Below are 19,831 nucleotides of genomic sequence, written 5' to 3' on the forward strand. Positions count from 1 at the left end.
AGCAACCGGATGCACTATCACCATCGCCAACGTGGCACCGCCATGATGGCCATTCTTGCCCCCATACTGCTGTTTATTGCGGTGCAGATTGGGCGTGACCCCACTGCGGCCACCATCACCGTGTTTGGCCTGCTGGCCTTTGTCGCGGTGTGGTTTAACAGCCTGACGGTGCGGGTGGATAACGATGCGGTGCGCTGGCACTTTGGCCCCGGATTCTGGCGTAAGTCGGTGCCCCTGGCTGAAATTGAGCAGGCCGAGCCGATTCGCACCCGCTGGTACTGGGGATTGGGCATTCGAATGACGCCGCAGGGCTGGCTCTACAACGTTTCCGGGCTGGATGGGGTGCGCCTGCAGTTGCGTGGGGGCGAGTCCATTATTCTGGGCAGCGACGAGCCGGAGGCCTTGCGTCAGGCCATTGAAAGCGCCCGTCAGCGGGCCTGAAATCCTCCTCTCTCGATTCTCTATCCGCTGCTGCAATGGGCGGGATGTTCACTGGTGTCCACCAGCGCGCCATGACGGTCGAGTACCGCCACCTCCAGCGTCCATTCCTCCGGCATAAAGCGCAGCAGCGCCAGCGGGCTGCCGTCCAGCCGCAGGATTTGCCACTGCATATAGCGGCTGTAATCGATTCGGGGCATGGCAATGTTGTCGGGTTGTACCAGGGCATATCGACTGATGTGCCTGTCGCCGCGGTTGTCCACGGTCAGGTTGAAGTGGTGGGGGCCGGCCTGGCAGGTGTAGTGATCCCCGGGCGCAAAGGGGAGGCTGTCCATAGCGGGTATCAGCGCCAACATCATCCACAGCATGGCGGTTCATCGCTATCGGTTTGTCTCAGTCAGTTTAGTCGTTGCGGCGGAGCTGGCGTGGACGAATGATATGCGTTTTTGCTGATCTGGCGCAGGGCAGGGTGGCGATGGAAGCCTAGACTGGAATCATTATGGTTGGAGAATCGGGATGATCACACTGACCTGCCACGGCGCCGCGACCGAAGTCACCGGCAGCCGTCATCTGCTCAATATCAACGGCCAACGGGTGCTGCTGGACTGCGGCATGCACCAGGGCGGCGAGCTCAGTAAACGGCTGCGCCGGGACACCTTGCCCTTTAAGTCCCGCGACATCGATGCCGTGGTGCTGTCCCATGCCCACCTCGACCACTCCGGCGCGTTGCCCCGGTTGATGCGGCGGGGCTATCGCGGCCCCATCTACTGCACCGGCGCCACCCTCAATCTGCTGGCGGTGCTGCTGAAAGACGCCTGCAACCTCTACCTGAAGGATCTGGAGCGGGATAACCTGGTGCGCAAGCGCAAGGGCCAGAAGGTGCAGAAGCCGGTGTACGAGATGGAGGATGTGCTGGCGGTGCTGGAAGCGTGCCAGGTGTTGCCCTACGACCTCCCCACCGACATCCTGCCCGGGGTGCGGGTCAACCTGCTGGATGCCGGCCACATTCTGGGCGCCGCCATGGTCCACCTGACGTTGGATGACGGCAGCGAGCCGGAACCGATGCGGTTGCTATTCTCTGGCGACCTCGGCAATACCGAGTCCCCGCTGATGCGTGATCCCGCCCCGGTGCCCGAAGTGGACTGGGTGATGATGGAAAGCACCTACGGCAACCGTAACCACCGCAGCTATCAGGAGACGTTGGATGAATTGGCGGAGGTGCTGGAAAGTGCCCGCGGTGGCGTGATTCTGGTGCCGGCGTTTGCGGTGGGCCGCACTCAGGAGGTGCTGTTCCAGCTGGGCTGCTTCTATCATCAGGGTCGACTTGAAGGTTGGCACGTGGTGCTGGACAGCCCGATGGCCATCGAGGTGACTCAGATCTACGACCAGTGGCTCGAGCTGATGGACCCGGAGGATCTGGCCCAGCTCAGCGCCGAGGGCAGCAATACCCTGGAGGCGTTCCTGCCCTGCCTGCACCTGACTCAGAACACCGACGACTCCATTGGCCTGAATCGCATCAACCAGGGCCTGATCATCATCGCCGGCAGTGGCATGTGCAATGGGGGCCGCATGGTGCACCACCTGAAGCACCGCGTCTGGGATGACCGCACCCATCTGCTGTTCACCGGCTTCCAGGCCAACGGCACACTCGGCCGTCAATTGGTGGACGGCGAGAAACGGGTCCGGCTGTTTGGCCAGACCTATGCGGTACGGGCACACATCCACACCTTGGGCGGATTCTCTGCCCACGCCGATCAGGCCCAACTGCTGAACTGGCTGGCGGCGATTCCGGGACGGCCCCGGGTGTTGCTGGTGCATGGGGAGGAGTCAGCTCAGCTCGCACTGAAAGACGCGATTGAGGCTCGCTTGCGTCATCGGGTGGGCATCCCCTATCTGGGGGAAACCCTGGTACTGCGGCCTTGAGCCGGGCCCCAGCGTTGCCATAAACCCGGTGGCGCCAGGGGCAAAGTTTGGTATCCTCGGGCCACAGTCCCGAACTGCGAGTGAGCCGATGAAATATCAAATAATTCCGGTCACCCCCTTCCAGCAGAACTGCTCGTTGGTGTGGTGCGAAAAGACCCTGAAAGGGGCGGTGATCGATCCCGGTGGGGACGTTGAACGCATCCAGGCGGTGATTCAGGAGCGTGGCATTACCGTTGAGAAGGTGCTGCTGACCCATGGCCATATCGACCACGCCGGCGGTGCTGACGTACTGGCCCAGGCGCTGGAAGTGGGCATTGAAGGCCCCCATAAGGCCGACCAGTTCTGGATTGATGGCCTGGCCCACCAGTCCCAGATGTTTGGTTTCCCGGTTATCGCCACCTTTACGCCGGGTCGCTACCTCGAAGACGGCGACGTCATTGAGTTTGGTGAAGAGCGCCTCGAAGTGCTGCATACCCCGGGCCACACTCCGGGCCACGTGGTGTTCTTCCACCGTGGAGAGAAACTGGCTTTTGTTGGCGATGTGCTGTTCCATGGCTCCATCGGCCGCACCGACTTCCCGCAATCTGACCATCCAAGCCTGTTGAGCTCCATCACCCAGAAGCTGTGGCCGCTGGGGAGCGACGTCTATTTCGTACCGGGCCACGGGCCGGGTGCCACCTTTGCCGATGAACGCCGTAGCAACCCCTTTGTTGCCGACCAAGTACTGCAAGGATAACCACAAGAATGAAGAAGTATCTTGTTGCCGCCGCGCTGAGCGCTGCCACCGTCTTCCCCGCCGCCGCGCTGGAGATGGGGCAACCGCTGCCCTACCTGACTCTGGAAGACCAACACGGTGGGGCACACTCCCTGACCGGTAATGTCCATACTCTCCTGTTCACCCGCGATAAAGGCGGCAGCGACGTTGCCAGCGCCGCACTGGACGGAGTGGAGCAGGCCCAACTGGAAGCCAAACAGGTGGTCTACGTGGCCGACATCAGCATCATGCCTTCCATCATCACCTCCATGTTTGCTTTGCCGAAGATGCGTAAGCAACCCTGGCTCACCCTGATGGACGACAAAGGTGATGCCACCGCCAACTTCCCGCACCAGACCAACGAAGTCACCATGGTGCGCTTTGAAAACGGCAATGTGGCGGACATCCAGTACTTCTCCGACGGCGCCGAACTGAAAACCGCTCTGGCGCTGTAATCGCATGAAATGGAAAAAGCCCGCTCAGTTGAGCGGGCTTTTTTGTGCGGTGAGGGAGCGCTCAGCGGCGCAGGGTATAGAGTGCGGCGACGTTGCGGGCGGCCTGGCGCAGGAAGGGGCGGGCGTTGACCAGCGCCTCCTCCAGTGTCATCGGACGCGGCAGGATGGAGAACACTGCGTCGATGCCATGGTCGTGCACCACATCGACGTCGTCGCTCAGGCTGCCAGCCAGTCCAATCACCGGAAGGCCCAGCGCTTTGGCGCGTTTGGCGACGCCCATGGGGGTTTTGCCGTGGATGGTCTGGCTGTCGATGCGGCCCTCACCGGTGATCACCAGATCGGCACCTTCCAGGTGTTTATCCAGTCCCACGGTATCGAGAACAATCTCGATGCCCGGGCGCAGGGTGGCGCCAAAGAAGGCGAGGGCGGCAGCGCCCATGCCCCCGGCAGCGCCAGCCCCCGGGACGTGGGCGACATCCTGCCCCAGCTGTTGCAGCAGACATTCGGCGTAGTGGTTCAGCGCGGCATCCAGTTCGGCCACCACAGCCTCTGTGGCGCCTTTCTGTGGGCCGAAGATGGCGGAGGCACCCTTGGGGCCGCACAGCGGGTTATCGACGTCACAGGCGACCTCGACGGTCAGTTGGCCGAGGCGGGGGTCGAGGTGGCGGGTATCAATCCGGGCCAGGTCAGCCAGTGCGGCACCGCCGCGAGGCAGGGGTTGCCCCTCGGTATCCAGCAACTGGGCACCCAGCGCCTGCACCATGCCCGTCCCTCCATCGTTGGTGGCGCTGCCACCCAGACCGAGGATCAGGTGTCGAACGCCCAGATCGAGCGCGGCGCGGATCAGCTCGCCGGTGCCGTAGGTGGTGGTGATGCGCGGGTCGCGCTGCTCCGGCGTTACCAGATGCAGGCCGGAAGCCTCTGCCATCTCAACCACGGCGGTACTGCCGTCGCCAAGCAGGGCAAAGCGCGCTTCCACAGGCTGGCCCAGAGGGCCGGTCACGGTGCGGGATTCGTAATGGCCACCGGTGGCGTCCACCATCGCTTGCACGGTCCCTTCACCGCCATCGGCCACGGGCACCTTGATCACGGTGGCGTGGGGCAGGGCTTGTTTGAGTCCCGCTTCTATCTCGGTGGCGACATCCAGTGCGGACAGGCTCTCTTTATAGGAATCCGGTGCTACGACGATTTTCACGTTCTTCTCCCTTGTTGGCTGGCCGGCATTATGGCCGATGGGGTGGGCCATCACGAGGTTGCAGCGCACAAAACTGTACTCACCTTTGTATCCAGAGCCTGGTGGGGCGAAAGGCGAAAGTTAGGGCATATCAGCAGGGTAACTCAGGCGCATAAAAAAAGCCGCCCGAAGGCGGCTTAGTGATTCGCTGACTGGTTACAGGGCGTACTTGAAGGACACCATCACCATATGGGCGTTGTAGTTGTGACCCCAGTAACCCAGGGTGGTCAGGCCCGGAACCGCGCTCACGCCTACTTCGGCGTAGTCGCTGTCCTGGTAACGCTCATACATGTAGTCCAGACGGGCGCTCATCTTCTCGGAGAACGCGTAGTCACCGTAGAAGTTGATGCTGTGGCTGGTGGCGTAGTAGTCGTCGTACGGCACGCTGATGCCCTGGCTGACCACAGTGTCGCTGGTGGAGTCGGCGTACAGGTAGTCACCACCGATAACCAGTTTGTCCGCCATCAGGCCGGCGTAGCTGAAGCCAAGACCGGCGTGGATGAACTCGTCTTCCACATCGGCAAACCAGTTGGCGGTGCCGTTCATCACGGTGCTGCCGGCCTGGGCAGACTCAATCCACTGCTGGCCACCGAAGGCGTGCAGGTTGAGGTGCTCAGTGGCGGCCCAGTTCAGACCCAGGTCGTAACCGTAGTCTTTCGCTTCAGTCAGGCCGATTTCAGACTCGCTGTAATCGTCCTCGGCGTAACGGCCGGTGAAGTCGATGGACAGGGTGTCGATCGGGGTGTGAGTGATGCGCAGCTCGGTTTCAACGCGCTCGCGGTCGGCCAGGTAGTAGCGACGCAGCAGGGCATTGTCCTCTTCGGAGGTGCCACGGTTGGCGTCGTACTTGGAGCCGTCACGGTTGCTGTAACCGGCTTTCAGGCCGAAGTCCCAGTTGTCCAGTGAGGTGACACGCAGACGGGCCCAGAGGGTGTCTTCGTTGGTCTTCTCACGGTCCTGCTCGGTACGCTCAACGTCCTTACGATCGTAACCACCGTCGAGACGGTAGCCGGAAGCGATGCGGTAGCTGGCACCCACCTTGTAGGTGTTACGGGTGGTGTCGTACAGCTTTACGCCTTCCACGTCGCCGGACAGGCCATCAACGGTGATGGCGTCGCCCTGCAACACGGTGGAGCGGTTGTCGCGGTCGCTGTGATCGTAGCTGGCGGTCAGGCGCAGGCGGTTGGTCACGCTGGACGCTACGCGGAAGTTGGCGTCCAGGGTGCGGACTTCACCGTCGAAGCCGGCGATGCCGCCGATCTTCAGGGTGTCGTCGTCCTGGGTCATCTTGCCGCTGACAACTCGGCCGGCGAAGTGGGTACGGTTCAGGCTGTAGGCGCCGTTCAGTACCACTTGATAGGCTTCGTTGCTGGGGTCATTGGCCAGCGCGTACGCGTTGTTGTCCAGAGTCAGGCTGGTGGCCAGGTTGTTGTCGTACTGAGAGTAGATGTACGACACACCGGTAAACCAGTTCTGGCCGGTCAGCTTGGCACCCGCTTCCCAACGGTCGGTGGTGCTGTCCACCGGCGCAACGATGTTGGTGGCGGACAGGCCGGCAACGGAGCGGCTCTTGGTGCCGGTTTTGTCTTCGCGCTGGAAGTTGGCGTAGGTTTCCCACAGCTCACCGCCCACATCGAAAGCAAAGCCGTAACGCTCGCGCTCCAGTTTCAGGTCCTGCTGAACCAGGCTGCCGGTGTTGACCAGCTCGCTGCCGTTGGCCACGTACTGGCTGAAGGCGTTGTCTTCCTGCCAGGTGGTCAGAGTGCGGTAGTTGAACTCGGCGTTGGCCACACCGGCTTTGCCTACGGAGACGTTGGCGCTGCCGTTGCCGGTACCCAGACGGTCGGTCAGGATGCTGGCGTTGTAGCCGCTTTCGGCGTTGTAACGCACGTCGGCATTGAGTTCACCCACGCCACCGTCTTCGTTACCGCCGAAGCGGTTAGCGGCATGGTTGTCGTTGGTGATGACGGCACCGCCGCCAACACCTACGCTGCCCTGGTAGCCGTTCACCGGCTCACAGCGCTTACACTCCCACTTGGTGGTATCGACTTTCTCCAGGTTGGCGTTGGCCAGGCCGTAGTTGGCCATGGCTGCGCCGGAGAAGCTGGCCAGGGCCAGGGTGATCAGGTTGAGACGAAAGTTCATGTTCTGTCTCCCTTAGCGCTGAAGAGCCGAGCCATTGGGATGGTTGGAACCATGCACCTGGCTGTGGCAGTTGAGGCAGCTCTTACCGGCAGTCATACGGTCTTCACCGGAGTTGAAGATCGGGCTACCGCTGTGAGGGCTGGCGTGACAGCTTTGGCACAGCTGCGGCGCACGCTGGGTCAGCATGGCGTCGTTTACGCTGCCGTGCGGGTTGTGACAGGCTGCGCAATCTTCGGCCACCGGCGCGTGCTCATACAGGAACGGGCCGCGCTTCTCCGCGTGACACTCGTAGCAGGTGTTGTTCACGGTGGTGCTGGTCAGCGCCGCTTCGCTCATGGAGCCGTGCGGGTTGTGACAGTCAGAACAGGTCATGTCCGCCCACTTCATCGGGTGGGAGGAGCGCTTGTTCATGTCCGCCTTCTGGCGGGTGTGACAGCTGGTGCAGGTCTCGACTTCGGTCTTGCGATCGAGGATCGGGTCCTGAGCAACGTGGACCTGGTGACAGGAGCTACAGGCAACCTCTTCGAGGTTGTGCACGGAGCTGTGCCAGGCCATGCGCTCTTCGCCCTGGTGACAGGACAGACACACGCTGTTTTGCTTTTCAGCGGAAAGCGGCGCGTTCTCACCAAAGGTGATCATCGGCTCTTTACCGCCACGGTTGTGGGTACCCATCGGGCCGTGACAGGCTTCACACTGAAGGCCAGCCATCGGGCTCTTGGATTGGTCGGCACGGCCGTGCACGCCATCAAACAGGGCCATCACTTTTTCGGAGCGACGGTGGCACATCAGACAGTTGTCTGCGCCCTGCTTGGAGTAGTTACCCTCGGCGAACTTTTTGTCCAGTACCGCTTCAAACTCTTGCGGATCCATGTCGTCCCAGCTGCCAGCGACGGCCGGGCCACTCAGGCCCAGTGCCAGCACGGCGCTGCCAAGCAAGGTCGCGATCAGAGGTTTTGCTTGCATAGAGAGGCGTTCCTTTTCTGTACGCAGAATCGGGAGGGCCAGACGGCCCTCCCGGCTTGGCTTAGAAGCTGACGACGGTGTGGTTGTTCAGCTCAGGCTTGTGGCAGTAGAAGCAAGTTTCTACCTGGGCGCCAGCATCAGCCTGGTCACGCGGTACGTCCACCAGACCACCGCCAACATTGACGATGTGCTGCTGCAGGGTCTCACCGCCGGCCAGGGTGTCAGCCGGGTTGTGGCAAGAGATACAGGTGGCGGCACGCGGGGTGCTGTACAGGGCAGTACCGTCTTCGGCTGCACCGGTGTTCAGTGCGCCTTTCACGTTAAAGGAGCCCACTTCGAAGTCAGTGTGACACTGGGCACAGTCGGCCACGATCCACTGTTCGCCGTGCACTTTATGCAGTTTCAGCTCAATCGCACCCATGTTGGTCGGCGCGTAGGTGCCTTCCGGAGTGTGACAAGCGGCGCAGTCGCCCACTTTGATGTTGTCGTTGAGGACAAAACCAGCGTGGTGGCTGCCGTTATGCAGCTGGAAGGTTTCACCGTGGCAACCCAGGCAGCTGGCGTTGTCGAGGCTGTTGTGGCGCTCAGACAGAGCCGCGCCGGACTTGCTTACGAAGCTGGTGTAGGCGTCCAGGGCGATCTTGTCGGCGTTGTCGGAACACTCAGCCAGAACGCCGTTCTCGGCACAAACACGCACACCAACCATGGTCAGGGCAGTGTCGGCATCGCCTTCAGCAAACGGCAGCGCTTTGGTGGTGTAAACCACGCTGCCACCTTCGATGGCGGCGGCGATCTCTTCACCGTGGAACGCTTTGGAGTCTTTGCTGTAGTAGCCCAGTACCGGGAACTTCGGACCCACGTTGGACACGTACTCAACCATATCCAGGCTGTTAACGACTGAACCAGCATCGATCGGCTGACCGTTCTCGGTCAGGTTCACGGAGATGGTCACGCTGTTGTCGGCGTTAACAACGGAGGTGGCGGTCATACCAAACTGTTCAACCACGGTAGCCTCATCCTGATGAGACTTCATGTGGATGGATTCGATCTGGGTCGGGTTGTGACAAGCGGCACAGGAGGAGTTGTCCTGTTCGGCCAGGTGGCGCAGGTGCACCACGTCTTTGCCATCGTAACCGTTGTTGTGACAAGCGGAGCAGGTTTCCTTGGTGGGAACGCGAGTCCAGTTGCCCCACTCAGCCAGCTCTTCGGAAGCGACGTGACAGGCTTGGCAGTTGTTCTGCAGCAGGGCTTCTGCCGCTTGACCAGTGTACTCGCGGTCGTTCTTGTCGGTGAAGGTGGCGGCGGTGTTGTGGATGGTGTGCACCAGATGCTGGAAGCTGGCACGCTTGCCAGTCATGCGATCTTCGTTGTGACAGTTGATGCAGGTTTCCGCTTCGAAGTAGCTGCTGTGACGGGTAGTCAGCGGCTCACCTTCTACGTGACAGGCGGTACAGGCGTCGTGGCTGATCACGTCTTTGGTGTACAGCGCGTCGTTGCCTTGACCGTCAAAGTCTTCGGAGATTTCGTTGCGGGGCACCGGGGTGCCGTCGGGGAGGGTGTTGTTACCGGCCAGAACGTTGTAACGCTGGGTCAGGTCACTGTTCTGTTCGATGCCTTCAAAGGAGAAGGTGTAGTAGCCGTTGCCGTGGTCTTCGTAGACCTTGCTGCTGCCAGCGCTGGCCCAGCGTGCGGAATCACCGGCCTGGAAGAAGCCTTGGGGGTAGAGTTGGAAGTTCTTCACTTCCATGCTCTGCAGGCCCACTACTGACTCGTCTTCCTCGTTGGTGGCCAGAACGGTCACCTGCGGTTGGCCATCAACGTACTCAACCTTGGTCACTTCCAGGTTCAGTTGCGCGATGGTTTCGGCGGGGTTACCACCGGGGCGACCCGGGTCGCCGTCGTTGCCGTCGTTACCGTCATCGCCACAACCCACCAGAGCGGTGGCCATAATGGCGGCGCAGGCTGTCAGGCGCCATTGCATCTTGTTATTAGTCATCATCTATTCCCTGCAAAAGAATATTGGGTACTCGTTGCCGAGTGACCGGACCGGGGGTTGGCCTTTCTGGCCTGTTATCTACCCACAGAGTCACTGTGTGTTATATCAACTTGGCCCGCGACAAACCGTGATACAGATCAGCGATCTAGCGGCTTGTTTTTGTAGCGTTTTATAACTTTGCGCGGGCCCCGCCTCAGGGCCAGAACGTGATCCGGGTCGGTCCGGTTCCACGGAGCGTACAACGAAAAAGCGGCCCCGTAGGGCCGCTGATCATAACACCACTGACTCAGTTAAACTTGTGGTTTTTCTGAATGTTATCGGTGGTGTGGCAGGTGGCGCAGGACTCCGATACAGAGGCCTCTTCGCGGGTGCCTTTATGGATGCCACCCATGTTGAGGATGTGGGCATCGGCAGCGGCGATCTTGGCGGCATCGAAGTAGGCGTCAGACAGGTGACAGGAGGCACAAACGGCGGTCTGCGGGCTGCTGTAGGTGCTGCTGCCGCTGAACTGCGGACCGGTGCTGACGTCATCCAGGGTGTAGCTGTTGTCGTGGCACACGGAACACTGGTTCATGCTGAAGAACGCCTGTACATCCTCACGGCCATGGGCACGGACGCGGTCCATGGAGCTGGAGGCGTGTACGCGGGCCATCATGCTGGGCTTGTAGCCGTCAGCACCGTGGCACTGTGCACAGGTGTCGTTATCGGCGTTGCGGTAGTGGTAGCCGGAGCTGCGAACCACCATGTCATCAGTGTGACAAGCGGTGCAGTTCTCGTAGGCGGCTGCCGCATGACGACGAACTTCGCTGGCTTCACCGGCAACGGTCAGGTAACGGGTCTGAGACGCGTAGGGGCTGACCACGGCGGAGCACTGGCCATCAACGTAATCGGTCAGGGCGTTGCTCTTGTTGCTGACGCAGGCATTGAAGTAGGCAGTCACGGCCAGAACATAGTCCTGGGCGGCTGTCGGGTTATCAATGTCATTGAGCAGGGCAGCCAGGGTTTCGTGCGCCGGTACGGTTACGGTGCCAATACCGTTAGTGTTGACGGTGGCGGTGGCGTTGGAGCGGTTGGCCAGGAACTGGCTGGAACCGTCGGCCGCGACAGCATTAACACGCACGGTAACGTTGCTCAGGGCGGAGCCGGAAACCGCTTCTTCGCCTTTGGTCACATTGAACTGAATGTCGAAGTTGGTGCCATCCCAGCTCAGACCGGTGTAGTCAACGTCGATGTTGCTGCCCACGGTGGCGGCAGAGTGGCGACTCTCCATACCATGGTCAGAGAAGTGACGGAAGGCGCCACCACGGGTGTTGCCATCGTAGGAGCTGTGGCAGCTGATGCAGCCCTCTTCACGGTCACCGTAGTGGTAATCACCGTGGCAGTTCTGGCAGCTCTGCTTGTCCTGATCAGCAAACCAGTGCAGGGCGTGGTAGGTCACGTCCTCAGGCAGGGTCTCTTCAGTGGTGGTGTAATCCACGTGACAGGCCAGGCAGTTGGCGGTGCTTTGCGGGTAAACCCCTTCCTCGTTGTTGAATTTGAGGAAGAACGCGGGGTTGGCTCCGTCTTTGGCGATCACGGAATCGAACTTGGCCACGCCGCGACGATCAGAGTGGGTGGCACCAGTGTGGATGGCGTGCACCAGACCCTTGATGGAGTGGGAGTACTCAATGGTGTTCTCACCATCGGAAACGGTGCGAATGCCGTAATCGACGTGACAGAAAGCACACACTTCGGTGCTGGTGCCGTAGTGGGCGTTGCTCATCCGATAGGTGGGGTGTTCATCCCGCGCGCTTTCGTACTGGTTGGCTTTCACATCCTCAGCGGTGTGACAAGCAAAGCAGGTCTGGTCAGCCAGAACGGTTTTCGGGCGCTCCGCTTCAACATTGCCCGCTTCCCAGTAGTAGGTGGCGTAGTGGGTGGCATCGTAGTCGGTCTTGTCGCCGGCCAGCTTGCGCTGTACCCGCATCATGACACCCTGCACCTGGCTGTCGTCGTAGGCGAAGAAGAACTCTGCACCGCCCTCCTCTTTGGTGGTCGGCAGCGCGTGATCGACGACAAAACGGTACTTGCCGGTCTCGATCTCCTCTACGGAGCACTCGTTGTAGGGGGTGTAGGAGGTGTTGCACATGGAGGCGCTGCCCCGGGTGCCATTGCGGTGATGGTAGCTGGCCCAGATCTCGCGGTTGTGAAGCGGTTCCGCCATCGGCTGGACGTCATCGCGTGTCGCTTCGCTCTCCAGCGCCATACGGCCCATCTTGAGGGTCAGGTTGTCGATGGTGGCACCGTGAATGGCAACGCCATTGGTGTTCACCAGATCAAACTCCACCACCAGTTGGTTGCTTTCAGCGCTGTACTCCGCAAACAAGTTGCTGGTGTTCAGGCTGTCGGCTTGGCTGATGTGGACGCCGATGGGGCCCGGCTTGCCGTCTTCGCCATCGGAACCGTCCTTACCATCGCTGCCACAGCCGGCCAGCAAAGCGGACACCGCCAGCGCGGACGCCAGCTTTTTCCAGTTGTTGTTATGGTCGCTCATCTCTTTTCCCTGCAAATTGAAAAGAACTTTTTGTTAATTGCCCGCCATCGTTAGAGAAAACGGGTCGATGCCAGAGTCTAGGGAAGCCCTAACAGGGGTAACGTGATCGCGATAACGCTCACTAAAGCCCTGAGGTGTATCGAAAATGTTTCGCCTGACCAGCCCCGTTACCTTTGGGCGAAAGAAAAGCCGAGGGCACGGGCAGGGAGGGGCGAATAAACCCGGTCGGGGAAGTGATGGCTGTTATGGCAGGGTTATCGGGGTGGCGAAAAGGTGAGCAAAGCTTGGCGGGCCACTCTGTGACCGTTGTGCACAGGTTATTCCGGGCCGGGGTGATCAGGATCGCAAAAGCCGCAATCCAACATTCTTAAGGGCGAAAAAAAGCGACCCGATTGGGTCGCTTTTTGCAGTCAGACGAAGCGCTTAGTTACCGTGCAACGCGCGGATCTGATCCGGGTTGTGGCAGGTTGCGCAGCTTTCTGCGGCGTTGGCTTCAACGAACGCCTTGTCGCTGCTCAGTACAGCGCCGTAGGTCTCGATGTGAGCTTTGCCGGAGTCAGACAGGTACTTCATGTGGCAGCTCAGACAGGCGCCAGCATCAGAAGATACCCACAGGTCCTGACCATTTGCGTCGGCGTAACGCCATACCCGCTCGGGCGCACGGCCCAGAGCAATGCCGTCTACCTTGTCAGTTTTGGCGTGACAGGTGGAACAGTCGGTCTTGAGTACAGTGCCAGTCCCGGCGCCGCCATATTTCAGGTAGTGACCTTCTGCGTGGTGAGCTTTGTAGGCAAAGCTGGTCGGCTCTTTAGTTGCACCGTAGGACAGGCCTTTGTCCGGAGTGTGGCAGGCTTGACAGTTTACGCCGTTGTCGTAGTGAACAATCTCTTGATTGTGACAGCCCTGACATTTGGCCACGTCAATGATTTCACGACGCTCGGTAGCCGCTTCAGTGGTATCAACACCGTTCCAGACGAAGCGCAGCGGCTCATCCTGGATGTAGGCGAAGGTCACTTCGCTTTCGGTGCTGTCACAAGCGATGGGTTCAACAACAGGACGCCCGTAACCGCCTTTCTTAAAGCAGGTGGCAACGCCAGCATACAGCTCAACATTTTGGCCATTCATTTCATCTGGCAGAACCAGGTTGCGGTTGGCGCTACTGATTGAGAAGGTCTTGGTGGTTTCGTTGTAGCTGGAAACTTGCTCATCGGTGAGAGCAAATCCGCGATCGCTGTACTTAGATCCATCCTGGTAAGTCGGGTAATCCTTCTCAATATCCCAGGAGATGTAGATGCTGGATTTGGTGTACATGCTCGGGTTGGCAATGAACTCTTTAGCAACGGCTTCGCCCTTGTCATCCAGGATCTGAACGTCGAAGGTCAGAACACCGTTCTCAGCCTTAACTTTGCTGAACTCAGCGGAGTAGCCCAGGCTGGCGTTGTAGCTCTTCATTACATCGCCATGAGCTTCTTCTGCGCTGCGAGCGTAGCCCTCAGCAACGTGGCAGGAGATACAGTCGCGGTTTTCCGGATCGTGGTACTTCTTCGGATTGGTGGTGTGGCAAGCAATACAGGCTTCGTTGCTCTTGTCTGCTTTAAACAGAGCAGCATCCGCAGGAGCGCCTTCACCCTCTACGTGACATGCAGCACAATCGGCAGCCGGTTTCTGGGGATACATTACCTTGCTGTAATCGTGCTCAGAGCCTTTGTAGCCAATCACGATGTAAGGAGCCGGGATCATGCCTTTGGCATCCGCATCCGGGTGATCCGGTGCGTAAGTTTTACGGTCCTTGCCCTTGTGAATAGCGTGAATCATGTAAGTAAAGTCAACGCTATTGCCGGACTCCGGATCGCCGGAGGTGGCCGTGTGGCAGGAGGCGCAGTTTTCGATATCGATGCGACGGCCGCCATGCAAAGCGAGGCTATCGGGCTGGTGGCAGGTATAACAGGCTTCGATGCTGACGACATCGCGAGTCTGAATGTCGTCGGTCATACCGGTGGAGGGCTGCCAGTCATAGTGACCATTGGCAACAGTTTGGGGCAGCTCCAGCTCCAGAGTGGCGCGATGGGTTGCTTCGCCGTTGTAAACCACCTCAAGAGGTTCGGTCACGCTGGCAACATTGATCTGGTAAGTGTAGGTATAGGTACCATTACCATGATCGGTGAGGCAGTCCTCACAGCTGGAAGCCTTTTCAACGCCAGCCTGGAACTGGGCGCTGGGGTTCAAATGAGTGGTGTCTTCCGGGAGGTCACCCGGTTGCTTCTCACTATTGATGTAAGCTTGCCACTGATAACCGCGGTCTTGTTCAACTCCCTCTTCGGCGCCAGGCATGGCTTCAGTTACATGTGCCAACTGGGCGATACCAAAGCGTAGGTCATCGTCTTTAGTCAGACCATACAGCCCAACGCCGTTGGCATTTTCGAGGGTGAACTCAACGGTAACGGTACCGTTTTCAATTTGGGCATCGGTGAAGTGCGCAACGACAGTCGGGCTTTCACTTATATGAATACCAACCGGACCCGGCTTGCCGTCTTCACCGTTAGAGCCATCACTACCATCACTGCCACAGCCGGACAGTGCGAGGGAAACCATGGCCGCGCTGGCCAGCAGTTTCCAGTTTTGTTTTGTTGTTGTCATCTCTATTCCCTGCAAATGAGAAACGATGTCTTTAAGTTGTTCTCACGACGGCGTGTATACCGCCGCACTGGTGAGTCTACGGGTGGCAGGTCAAAATAAATGTGACCGTGTTAACAAAGGTGGGCAGATGGAACGGCGAAAAATCCTCAAGGTAAACAAAGGTGTGATGCAGATTTCAGTGCTGCTTTTGAGGTGGGAAAAAGGTTTCCGGGATGAGCGTTCGGTAAACAGTTGGCACAAAGTGATGACCGGGCGCTAACCCGGGAAACAGGCATGAAAAAAGGGGCCATCTGGCCCCTTTTTGGTTCGACTGATGCTCAGTCCAGCCCGTGCACCACGTCGTAGCCGGCACTGCGCCCGGCATCGTGGCAGGTGGCACAGGTTTCTGCCGCTTCGGTGGGCACATATTGACCCGGTGTTCCGGCATAGACCCCACCATTTTGACGGAAGTGAGCCACCGCGGACGGATTGGCCTCTTCAGAGGTGGCGTGACAGCTGGCACAGGCCGCCACTGCGGGTGAGAACTCACCGTCTGCGGCGCTGAATGCTGGCAGCGAGGCCATGGCAGACAGGCTGATCTGGCCGTCAGCGTGGCAGGTGGTGCAGTTAGCCGAGCTGTCCGGGTAGGTGATGGCCAGGTCGGTATTGCGACGCGCCGAGCGGGTACCCGCATGGATCTCGTGGATCATCACCTTGTACTCGAAGCCCTGGGAGAACGGCTTATTGGCGTGGGCCGAGCCGTTCGGGTTGTGGCAGGCCACACAGCTGCCATCGGTCAGCAGTACCGCGGTGTTCGGGGTGCCGGCGTGGCAGGAACCACAGGCGCTGTCCGGCGGATAGGTCTCATCGCCACGGGTGTTAACGTGGCTGGAGGAGAAGTCCGCCTGCTCGGCGTGACAGTTGACACAGCCCATCTCAATGGCGGCTACGCGACGCATCATGACGTCACTGCCATCGGCAGAGAAGCTGGCCTTATTGCCGGCCACGATGGCGTCGATCACCCGTGCATCCGGACTGTCACAGGCCACCGGCACCAGAGTGCTGGTGTCGAGGTTGGTGATGCCGGCATTGGCGCAGACAAAGAGTTTGCCGTCGAGGAAGCCCTGAGCGGTGGCGGTAAACAGGTCATGCACCGTGGGGTCGATGCCGGTGACGGTGTAGGTAAAGCCACCCTCTGCGGCCGTTGAGGTGATGGTGCCACCGGAATTGGCGGTTTTCAGGTTGAACGCGATGCGTGACTTGTGACGGCCGTAGGCACTGGCGGTGTCGGCACGGACGCCACCAAGGTCATACTCACTGCCATTAAACGCGGCGGCGGTGACCCAGAACTCAGAGACGTTCGGGTCCATCTCCGGCGCCATGGTGCCTGCCCAGTTCAGGGTAAAGGTCAGGGTACCGGTGGCGGCGTCGAAACTGCCGTTGCCCAGAGTGTAAGTGTACGCTTCGCGGGCATTGGCGGTGGCGTCGGCCTTGGCGAGGTGGTAAATGGCTGAGCCTTCGGGGTTGGTGTCGTCAGCGTGACAGCCGGCGCAGTTACCCTCGGCAAACGGGGTAAAGCCTTCGCTGTGGAACAGGCCGCGGGCGGTGCCATCCCAGTCCGCCGGAGCGAACTTTTCGTGGCAGCTCAGGCAGGCTTCCTGGCGATGGAAATACCAGTTGTTGGCCTGGGCTGGGGCATCCTCACCATCGAGGTGGCACACCTTACAGTCGTTGCCGTTGGCCGGGAAGGTGACTTCGCGGTAATCCTGACCGTTGCCCCTGAAGCCGATCATAAAGTACTCGGCCTTGTGGATCTGGTGCAGCATCGAGCCCAGATCGATGGTGGCGCCGGTCTCCGGGTCGCCCGAGTAGGGGGTGTGACACACGGTGCAGTTTTCCACTTCAAAGCGGGCACCACCGTGGAGGATCAACGGGTGGGCGGCGCTGTTGTCGTAGTCGTTGCTGTGGCAGCGCAGACAGGCCTGCTCCAGCACCACCAACTCGCGGGTGTCTGCGGCTTCCGCCATCGCGCCGGTGGCGGGGATAAAGTCGTAGTGGGCATTCACCAATGCGGCCGCGACATCCCCCCGGAAGCGACGCAGTTCCATGGTGACCCGGTGGGTCAGGTTGGCGTCATAGCTGGTATCGAGCCCGGTGATGGCCGGGTATTCCGACAGCGCGGTGGGGAAGGTGTATCGGTAGCTGCCGTTGCCGGTTGCTTCGAGACACTCGGTGGTGCATCCGGTTTCAATGCCCGCCTGGATCTGCGGCCCTTTCAGCGCGTCCCAGCCCTCCGGGAAGGTGTCTTCGACATTCACCTCGCCCGGTTCAACCACACGGTTGATGTAGCTGGTCCACTGGGTCGACTTGGTGCCTTTGCCACTGCCATCCTCGGCACTGCCATCACTGGGCAGCGGTCGCAGTCGTTTCTGCAGGGTGGTGAGCTTGGCGATCCCCATGCCGATGCGATCCAGCTCGGCGTAGCTTTCCAGTCCAGAGATGGCCACGCCGTTGGCGTTGGTCAGATCGAAATCCACCATCACCATGCCGGCATCATCGATGGTGACACCGGTAATGGTGGCATTGAGGCTGTTGGCGGCGGCGACGTCAATGCTGACTTCGCCCGGGGGCCCCTCGGGCCCGTCCGCGCCATCGTCACCGTCGTCGGGACAGCCGGTCAGGGTCAGAGCCAGGGTCGCGGTGGCCAGCAGGGTGCGCCAGGGCGCCAGGGGAGTGGATGGGTTCATAAGGCGGTCCTGTTGTCGGTTAAACCAAGTGGTCATGGGCGACTCCTTATTGGGCCGGGGCCAGTCCGTGGGCCGGTGCGACGTCATAGCTGCGACCCGGGCCATGGCAGGTGGCACAGCCCTTATCGCCAGCGGCCATATCAAAATCACCGCCAAATACCGCGCCCTGTTGGGTCATGTGACCCTGGGCAGACGCGCTGCTGTGGCAGACGGCACAGGTGGCCGCTTCGAGGCTGGTGAAGGTGCCGTCATCCAGTGCCATCGGCGGCAGGGACGTCAGCAGGGGCAGGGCAAAGCTGTCGCCCTCATCCCCGGAAATGTGGCATTGGCGGCAGTTCCCCACCGGTGCCGGGTAGACCAACTCCTCATACCCTGCGCGCTGGCCGGTATGAATGGCGTGGATCATATGGCTGTAGTTGGCGTTGGTGGCGGAGACGTTGTCTGCGCCTGCGGTTGCCACCATCTGGCCGTTATGGCAGAGCTGGCACTGCTGGCTCAGGTCATTGCGGGCGCCGTGGAAGTTCAGCTGTTGGTCACCATGGCAGCTGCCACAGGTTTCGTTGCTGACCACATCGCGGCGTGCCGTACCGGTTCCCGCGGTGAAGAACTCGGTAAAGCTGGCGATGGGGGTTGTCTGGGCGTTGGCATCCTCGCAGGGCACCAAGGTGTCACCGCTGCGGCAGATCCGTCCCTGCATGGCCACTGCGCCACCCTGGTCGGCTTCTGTGCCTGGCGGAATGGTCAGGCCCGGCAGGGTGTACTGGTATTGGCCGGGGCCCAGGACGGTGTCCGGAGTCAGGCTTTCCAATCGGATGTTGGGGGCCGAGGTGGTGCTGTAGTCAAAGCTGGTGCCCCAGTTGGCATAGAGGCGCAGATCATTGACGTAGGGCAGTTGGTCAGGACTGCTCAGGGCTTCGCCGGTGACCGGGTTGCTGAGGTTCACCACGATACTGAGACTGGCGGCGGCCGGGTCAAAGGTGATGCTCTCGATGGTGGCACTGAACTGCCCCAATGCGTCCGCTTTGGCGGTTTGCAGATGGGCACTGCGGGTCCAGTCCGGGTTATGACAAGCGACACAGTTGCTGTTGTCGGCCTGAGCCGGGTGACCCACACCCGCCACAAAGTCGATGTTGCTGTGGCAGCTGCCGCACGCCAGTTGGCTTGGGAACAGGGCCCAGTTGTCGGACTCCGGCAAGGCTTCGCCGCCGGTGTGGCAGGTTTCGCAATTCAGGAAGTTGGCCAGTTCGCTTTGGCCGTGTGCGGAGTGGGCCAGGCCGGACAGCACGTTGGCCGGATTGGAGATGCGGTTGTCGGCGTGGCAGACGGTGCAGGTCTCCAGCTCGGTGTAGCGGCCGCCATGACGGACACTGCCCAGATCGGTATGGCAGCTCTCGCAGCTTTCAGTGGCGGCAATCAGGCGGGTGTAGTGGGGATCACTGTTCGGGGGCGTGAAATCCACAAAAGTGTTCACCACCGGCAGCGCCGTGCCATCGGGCAGGGCATCCCCGCCCACCTTCACCACCAGACGCTGAGTGGCGTCAGCGCTGTACTCGACACCGTTCGCATCGTTCACGCTGAACTGGGTCTGGTAGTCGTAGAAGCCGTTGCCAAAGTCGGTCCAGACGCCGGGGCACTCGCCCTGTGGCGTGCAGGTTTCCGAGCCGAGGAAGCGCCATTCACTGCTGTTGCCGGCGCCGGTAAACCCGGTGGGCAACAGTTGGGCAGCCAGAATCACGGCACTGGGCAGGCCGGCAACCCCTTCGTCATTCTGGTTGGTCACCAGCAGTCGGAGTGTGAACTGGCCATCCTCGTTGATGGCATAGCGCTCAATGTTGGCGTTGATCTCGGTGACCTCCTGAGCCGGAGGCGGTGTGTCCGGACCAGACGGCCCCTGGGCGCCGTCATTGCCGTCTTTACAGGCGCTCAGCAGGCTCAGCGCCATCACTCCGGCCAGCAGGAGACGCAGGGAGGAGAGGTCACTTCCAGTTTTCATGTCACGGGCTCCTTGTGCACGTGGCCCTGTTGCG

General features: G+C 60.4%; 14 protein-coding genes. 5 read left to right on the forward strand and 9 right to left on the reverse strand.

Annotation, left to right across the window (positions count from 1 at the left end; all coding sequences use genetic code 11):
- Positions 1-9: 9 nt before the first annotated feature.
- Positions 10-441: a hypothetical protein gene (locus tag FBAL_RS06870; protein ID WP_013344859.1), complete on the forward strand. Its 432-nt coding sequence runs from the start codon at positions 10-12 to the stop codon at positions 439-441.
- Positions 442-461: 20 nt separating this feature from the next.
- On the opposite strand, the gene FBAL_RS06875 is transcribed toward FBAL_RS06870, so the two are convergent.
- Positions 462-806 (reverse strand): hypothetical protein, encoded by a 345-nt coding sequence (locus FBAL_RS06875; RefSeq protein WP_013344860.1) that lies wholly within the window; start codon positions 804-806, stop codon positions 462-464.
- 148 nt (positions 807-954) lie between these two features.
- Between FBAL_RS06875 and FBAL_RS06880 the strand changes: the two genes are divergently transcribed.
- The 3 genes from FBAL_RS06880 (at position 955) to FBAL_RS06890 (ending at position 3,570) form a co-directional block, all read left to right on the forward strand.
- Entirely contained in the window at positions 955-2,361 is a 1,407-nt protein-coding gene (locus tag FBAL_RS06880; RefSeq protein ID WP_013344861.1) for an MBL fold metallo-hydrolase RNA specificity domain-containing protein, read from the forward strand.
- An 88-nt stretch (positions 2,362-2,449) separates the two neighbouring features.
- A complete protein-coding gene (locus tag FBAL_RS06885; RefSeq protein ID WP_013344862.1) occupies positions 2,450-3,097 on the forward strand; it encodes an MBL fold metallo-hydrolase in 648 nt (215 codons plus the stop codon).
- An 8-nt stretch (positions 3,098-3,105) separates the two neighbouring features.
- On the forward strand, positions 3,106-3,570 hold the full coding sequence (locus FBAL_RS06890; RefSeq protein ID WP_013344863.1) for a hypothetical protein: 465 nt from the start codon (positions 3,106-3,108) through the stop codon (positions 3,568-3,570).
- A 61-nt stretch (positions 3,571-3,631) separates the two neighbouring features.
- Here the strand turns inward: FBAL_RS06890 and FBAL_RS06895 are convergent, their stop codons facing one another.
- The 6 genes from FBAL_RS06895 to FBAL_RS06920 all read right to left on the reverse strand — a co-directional run bounded on the left by FBAL_RS06895 (position 3,632) and on the right by FBAL_RS06920 (position 15,078).
- Positions 3,632-4,765: a glycerate kinase gene (locus FBAL_RS06895; protein ID WP_013344864.1), complete on the reverse strand. Its 1,134-nt coding sequence runs from the start codon at positions 4,763-4,765 to the stop codon at positions 3,632-3,634.
- A gap of 195 nt (positions 4,766-4,960) precedes the next feature.
- On the reverse strand, positions 4,961-6,949 hold the full coding sequence (locus FBAL_RS06900) for an MtrB/PioB family decaheme-associated outer membrane protein (protein ID WP_013344865.1): 1,989 nt from the start codon (positions 6,947-6,949) through the stop codon (positions 4,961-4,963).
- A 12-nt stretch (positions 6,950-6,961) separates the two neighbouring features.
- Complete coding sequence (locus tag FBAL_RS06905; RefSeq protein WP_013344866.1) at positions 6,962-7,912, reverse strand: DmsE family decaheme c-type cytochrome; 951 nt, start codon at positions 7,910-7,912, stop codon at positions 6,962-6,964.
- A gap of 61 nt (positions 7,913-7,973) precedes the next feature.
- Positions 7,974-9,911: an OmcA/MtrC family decaheme c-type cytochrome gene (locus tag FBAL_RS06910; RefSeq protein WP_013344867.1), complete on the reverse strand. Its 1,938-nt coding sequence runs from the start codon at positions 9,909-9,911 to the stop codon at positions 7,974-7,976.
- Between the two features lie 283 nt (positions 9,912-10,194).
- Positions 10,195-12,441, reverse strand: a complete 2,247-nt coding sequence (locus FBAL_RS06915; RefSeq protein ID WP_013344868.1) for a multiheme c-type cytochrome — start codon at positions 12,439-12,441, stop codon at positions 10,195-10,197.
- A gap of 423 nt (positions 12,442-12,864) precedes the next feature.
- A complete protein-coding gene (locus FBAL_RS06920) occupies positions 12,865-15,078 on the reverse strand; it encodes an OmcA/MtrC family decaheme c-type cytochrome (RefSeq protein ID WP_013344869.1) in 2,214 nt (737 codons plus the stop codon).
- 25 nt (positions 15,079-15,103) lie between these two features.
- On the opposite strand from FBAL_RS06920, the gene FBAL_RS06925 reads away from it, so the two are divergent.
- Positions 15,104-15,337 carry a hypothetical protein gene (locus FBAL_RS06925; RefSeq protein WP_013344870.1) on the forward strand — a complete coding sequence of 78 codons (234 nt, stop codon included), beginning with the start codon at positions 15,104-15,106 and terminating at the stop codon, positions 15,335-15,337.
- A 58-nt stretch (positions 15,338-15,395) separates the two neighbouring features.
- Here FBAL_RS06925 and FBAL_RS06930 read toward each other — a convergent pair whose 3' ends face one another.
- Both FBAL_RS06930 and FBAL_RS06935 read right to left on the reverse strand, forming a co-directional pair.
- A complete protein-coding gene (locus FBAL_RS06930; RefSeq protein WP_013344871.1) occupies positions 15,396-17,840 on the reverse strand; it encodes an OmcA/MtrC family decaheme c-type cytochrome in 2,445 nt (814 codons plus the stop codon).
- Positions 17,841-17,850: 10 nt separating this feature from the next.
- Entirely contained in the window at positions 17,851-19,797 is a 1,947-nt protein-coding gene (locus tag FBAL_RS06935) for an OmcA/MtrC family decaheme c-type cytochrome (protein WP_013344872.1), read from the reverse strand.
- Positions 19,798-19,831: the final 34 nt, after the last annotated feature.

Origin of the sequence: Ferrimonas balearica DSM 9799 (genome assembly GCF_000148645.1) — a bacterium.
In the GTDB taxonomy this organism is placed as follows: Bacteria; Pseudomonadota; Gammaproteobacteria; order Enterobacterales; family Shewanellaceae; genus Ferrimonas; species Ferrimonas balearica.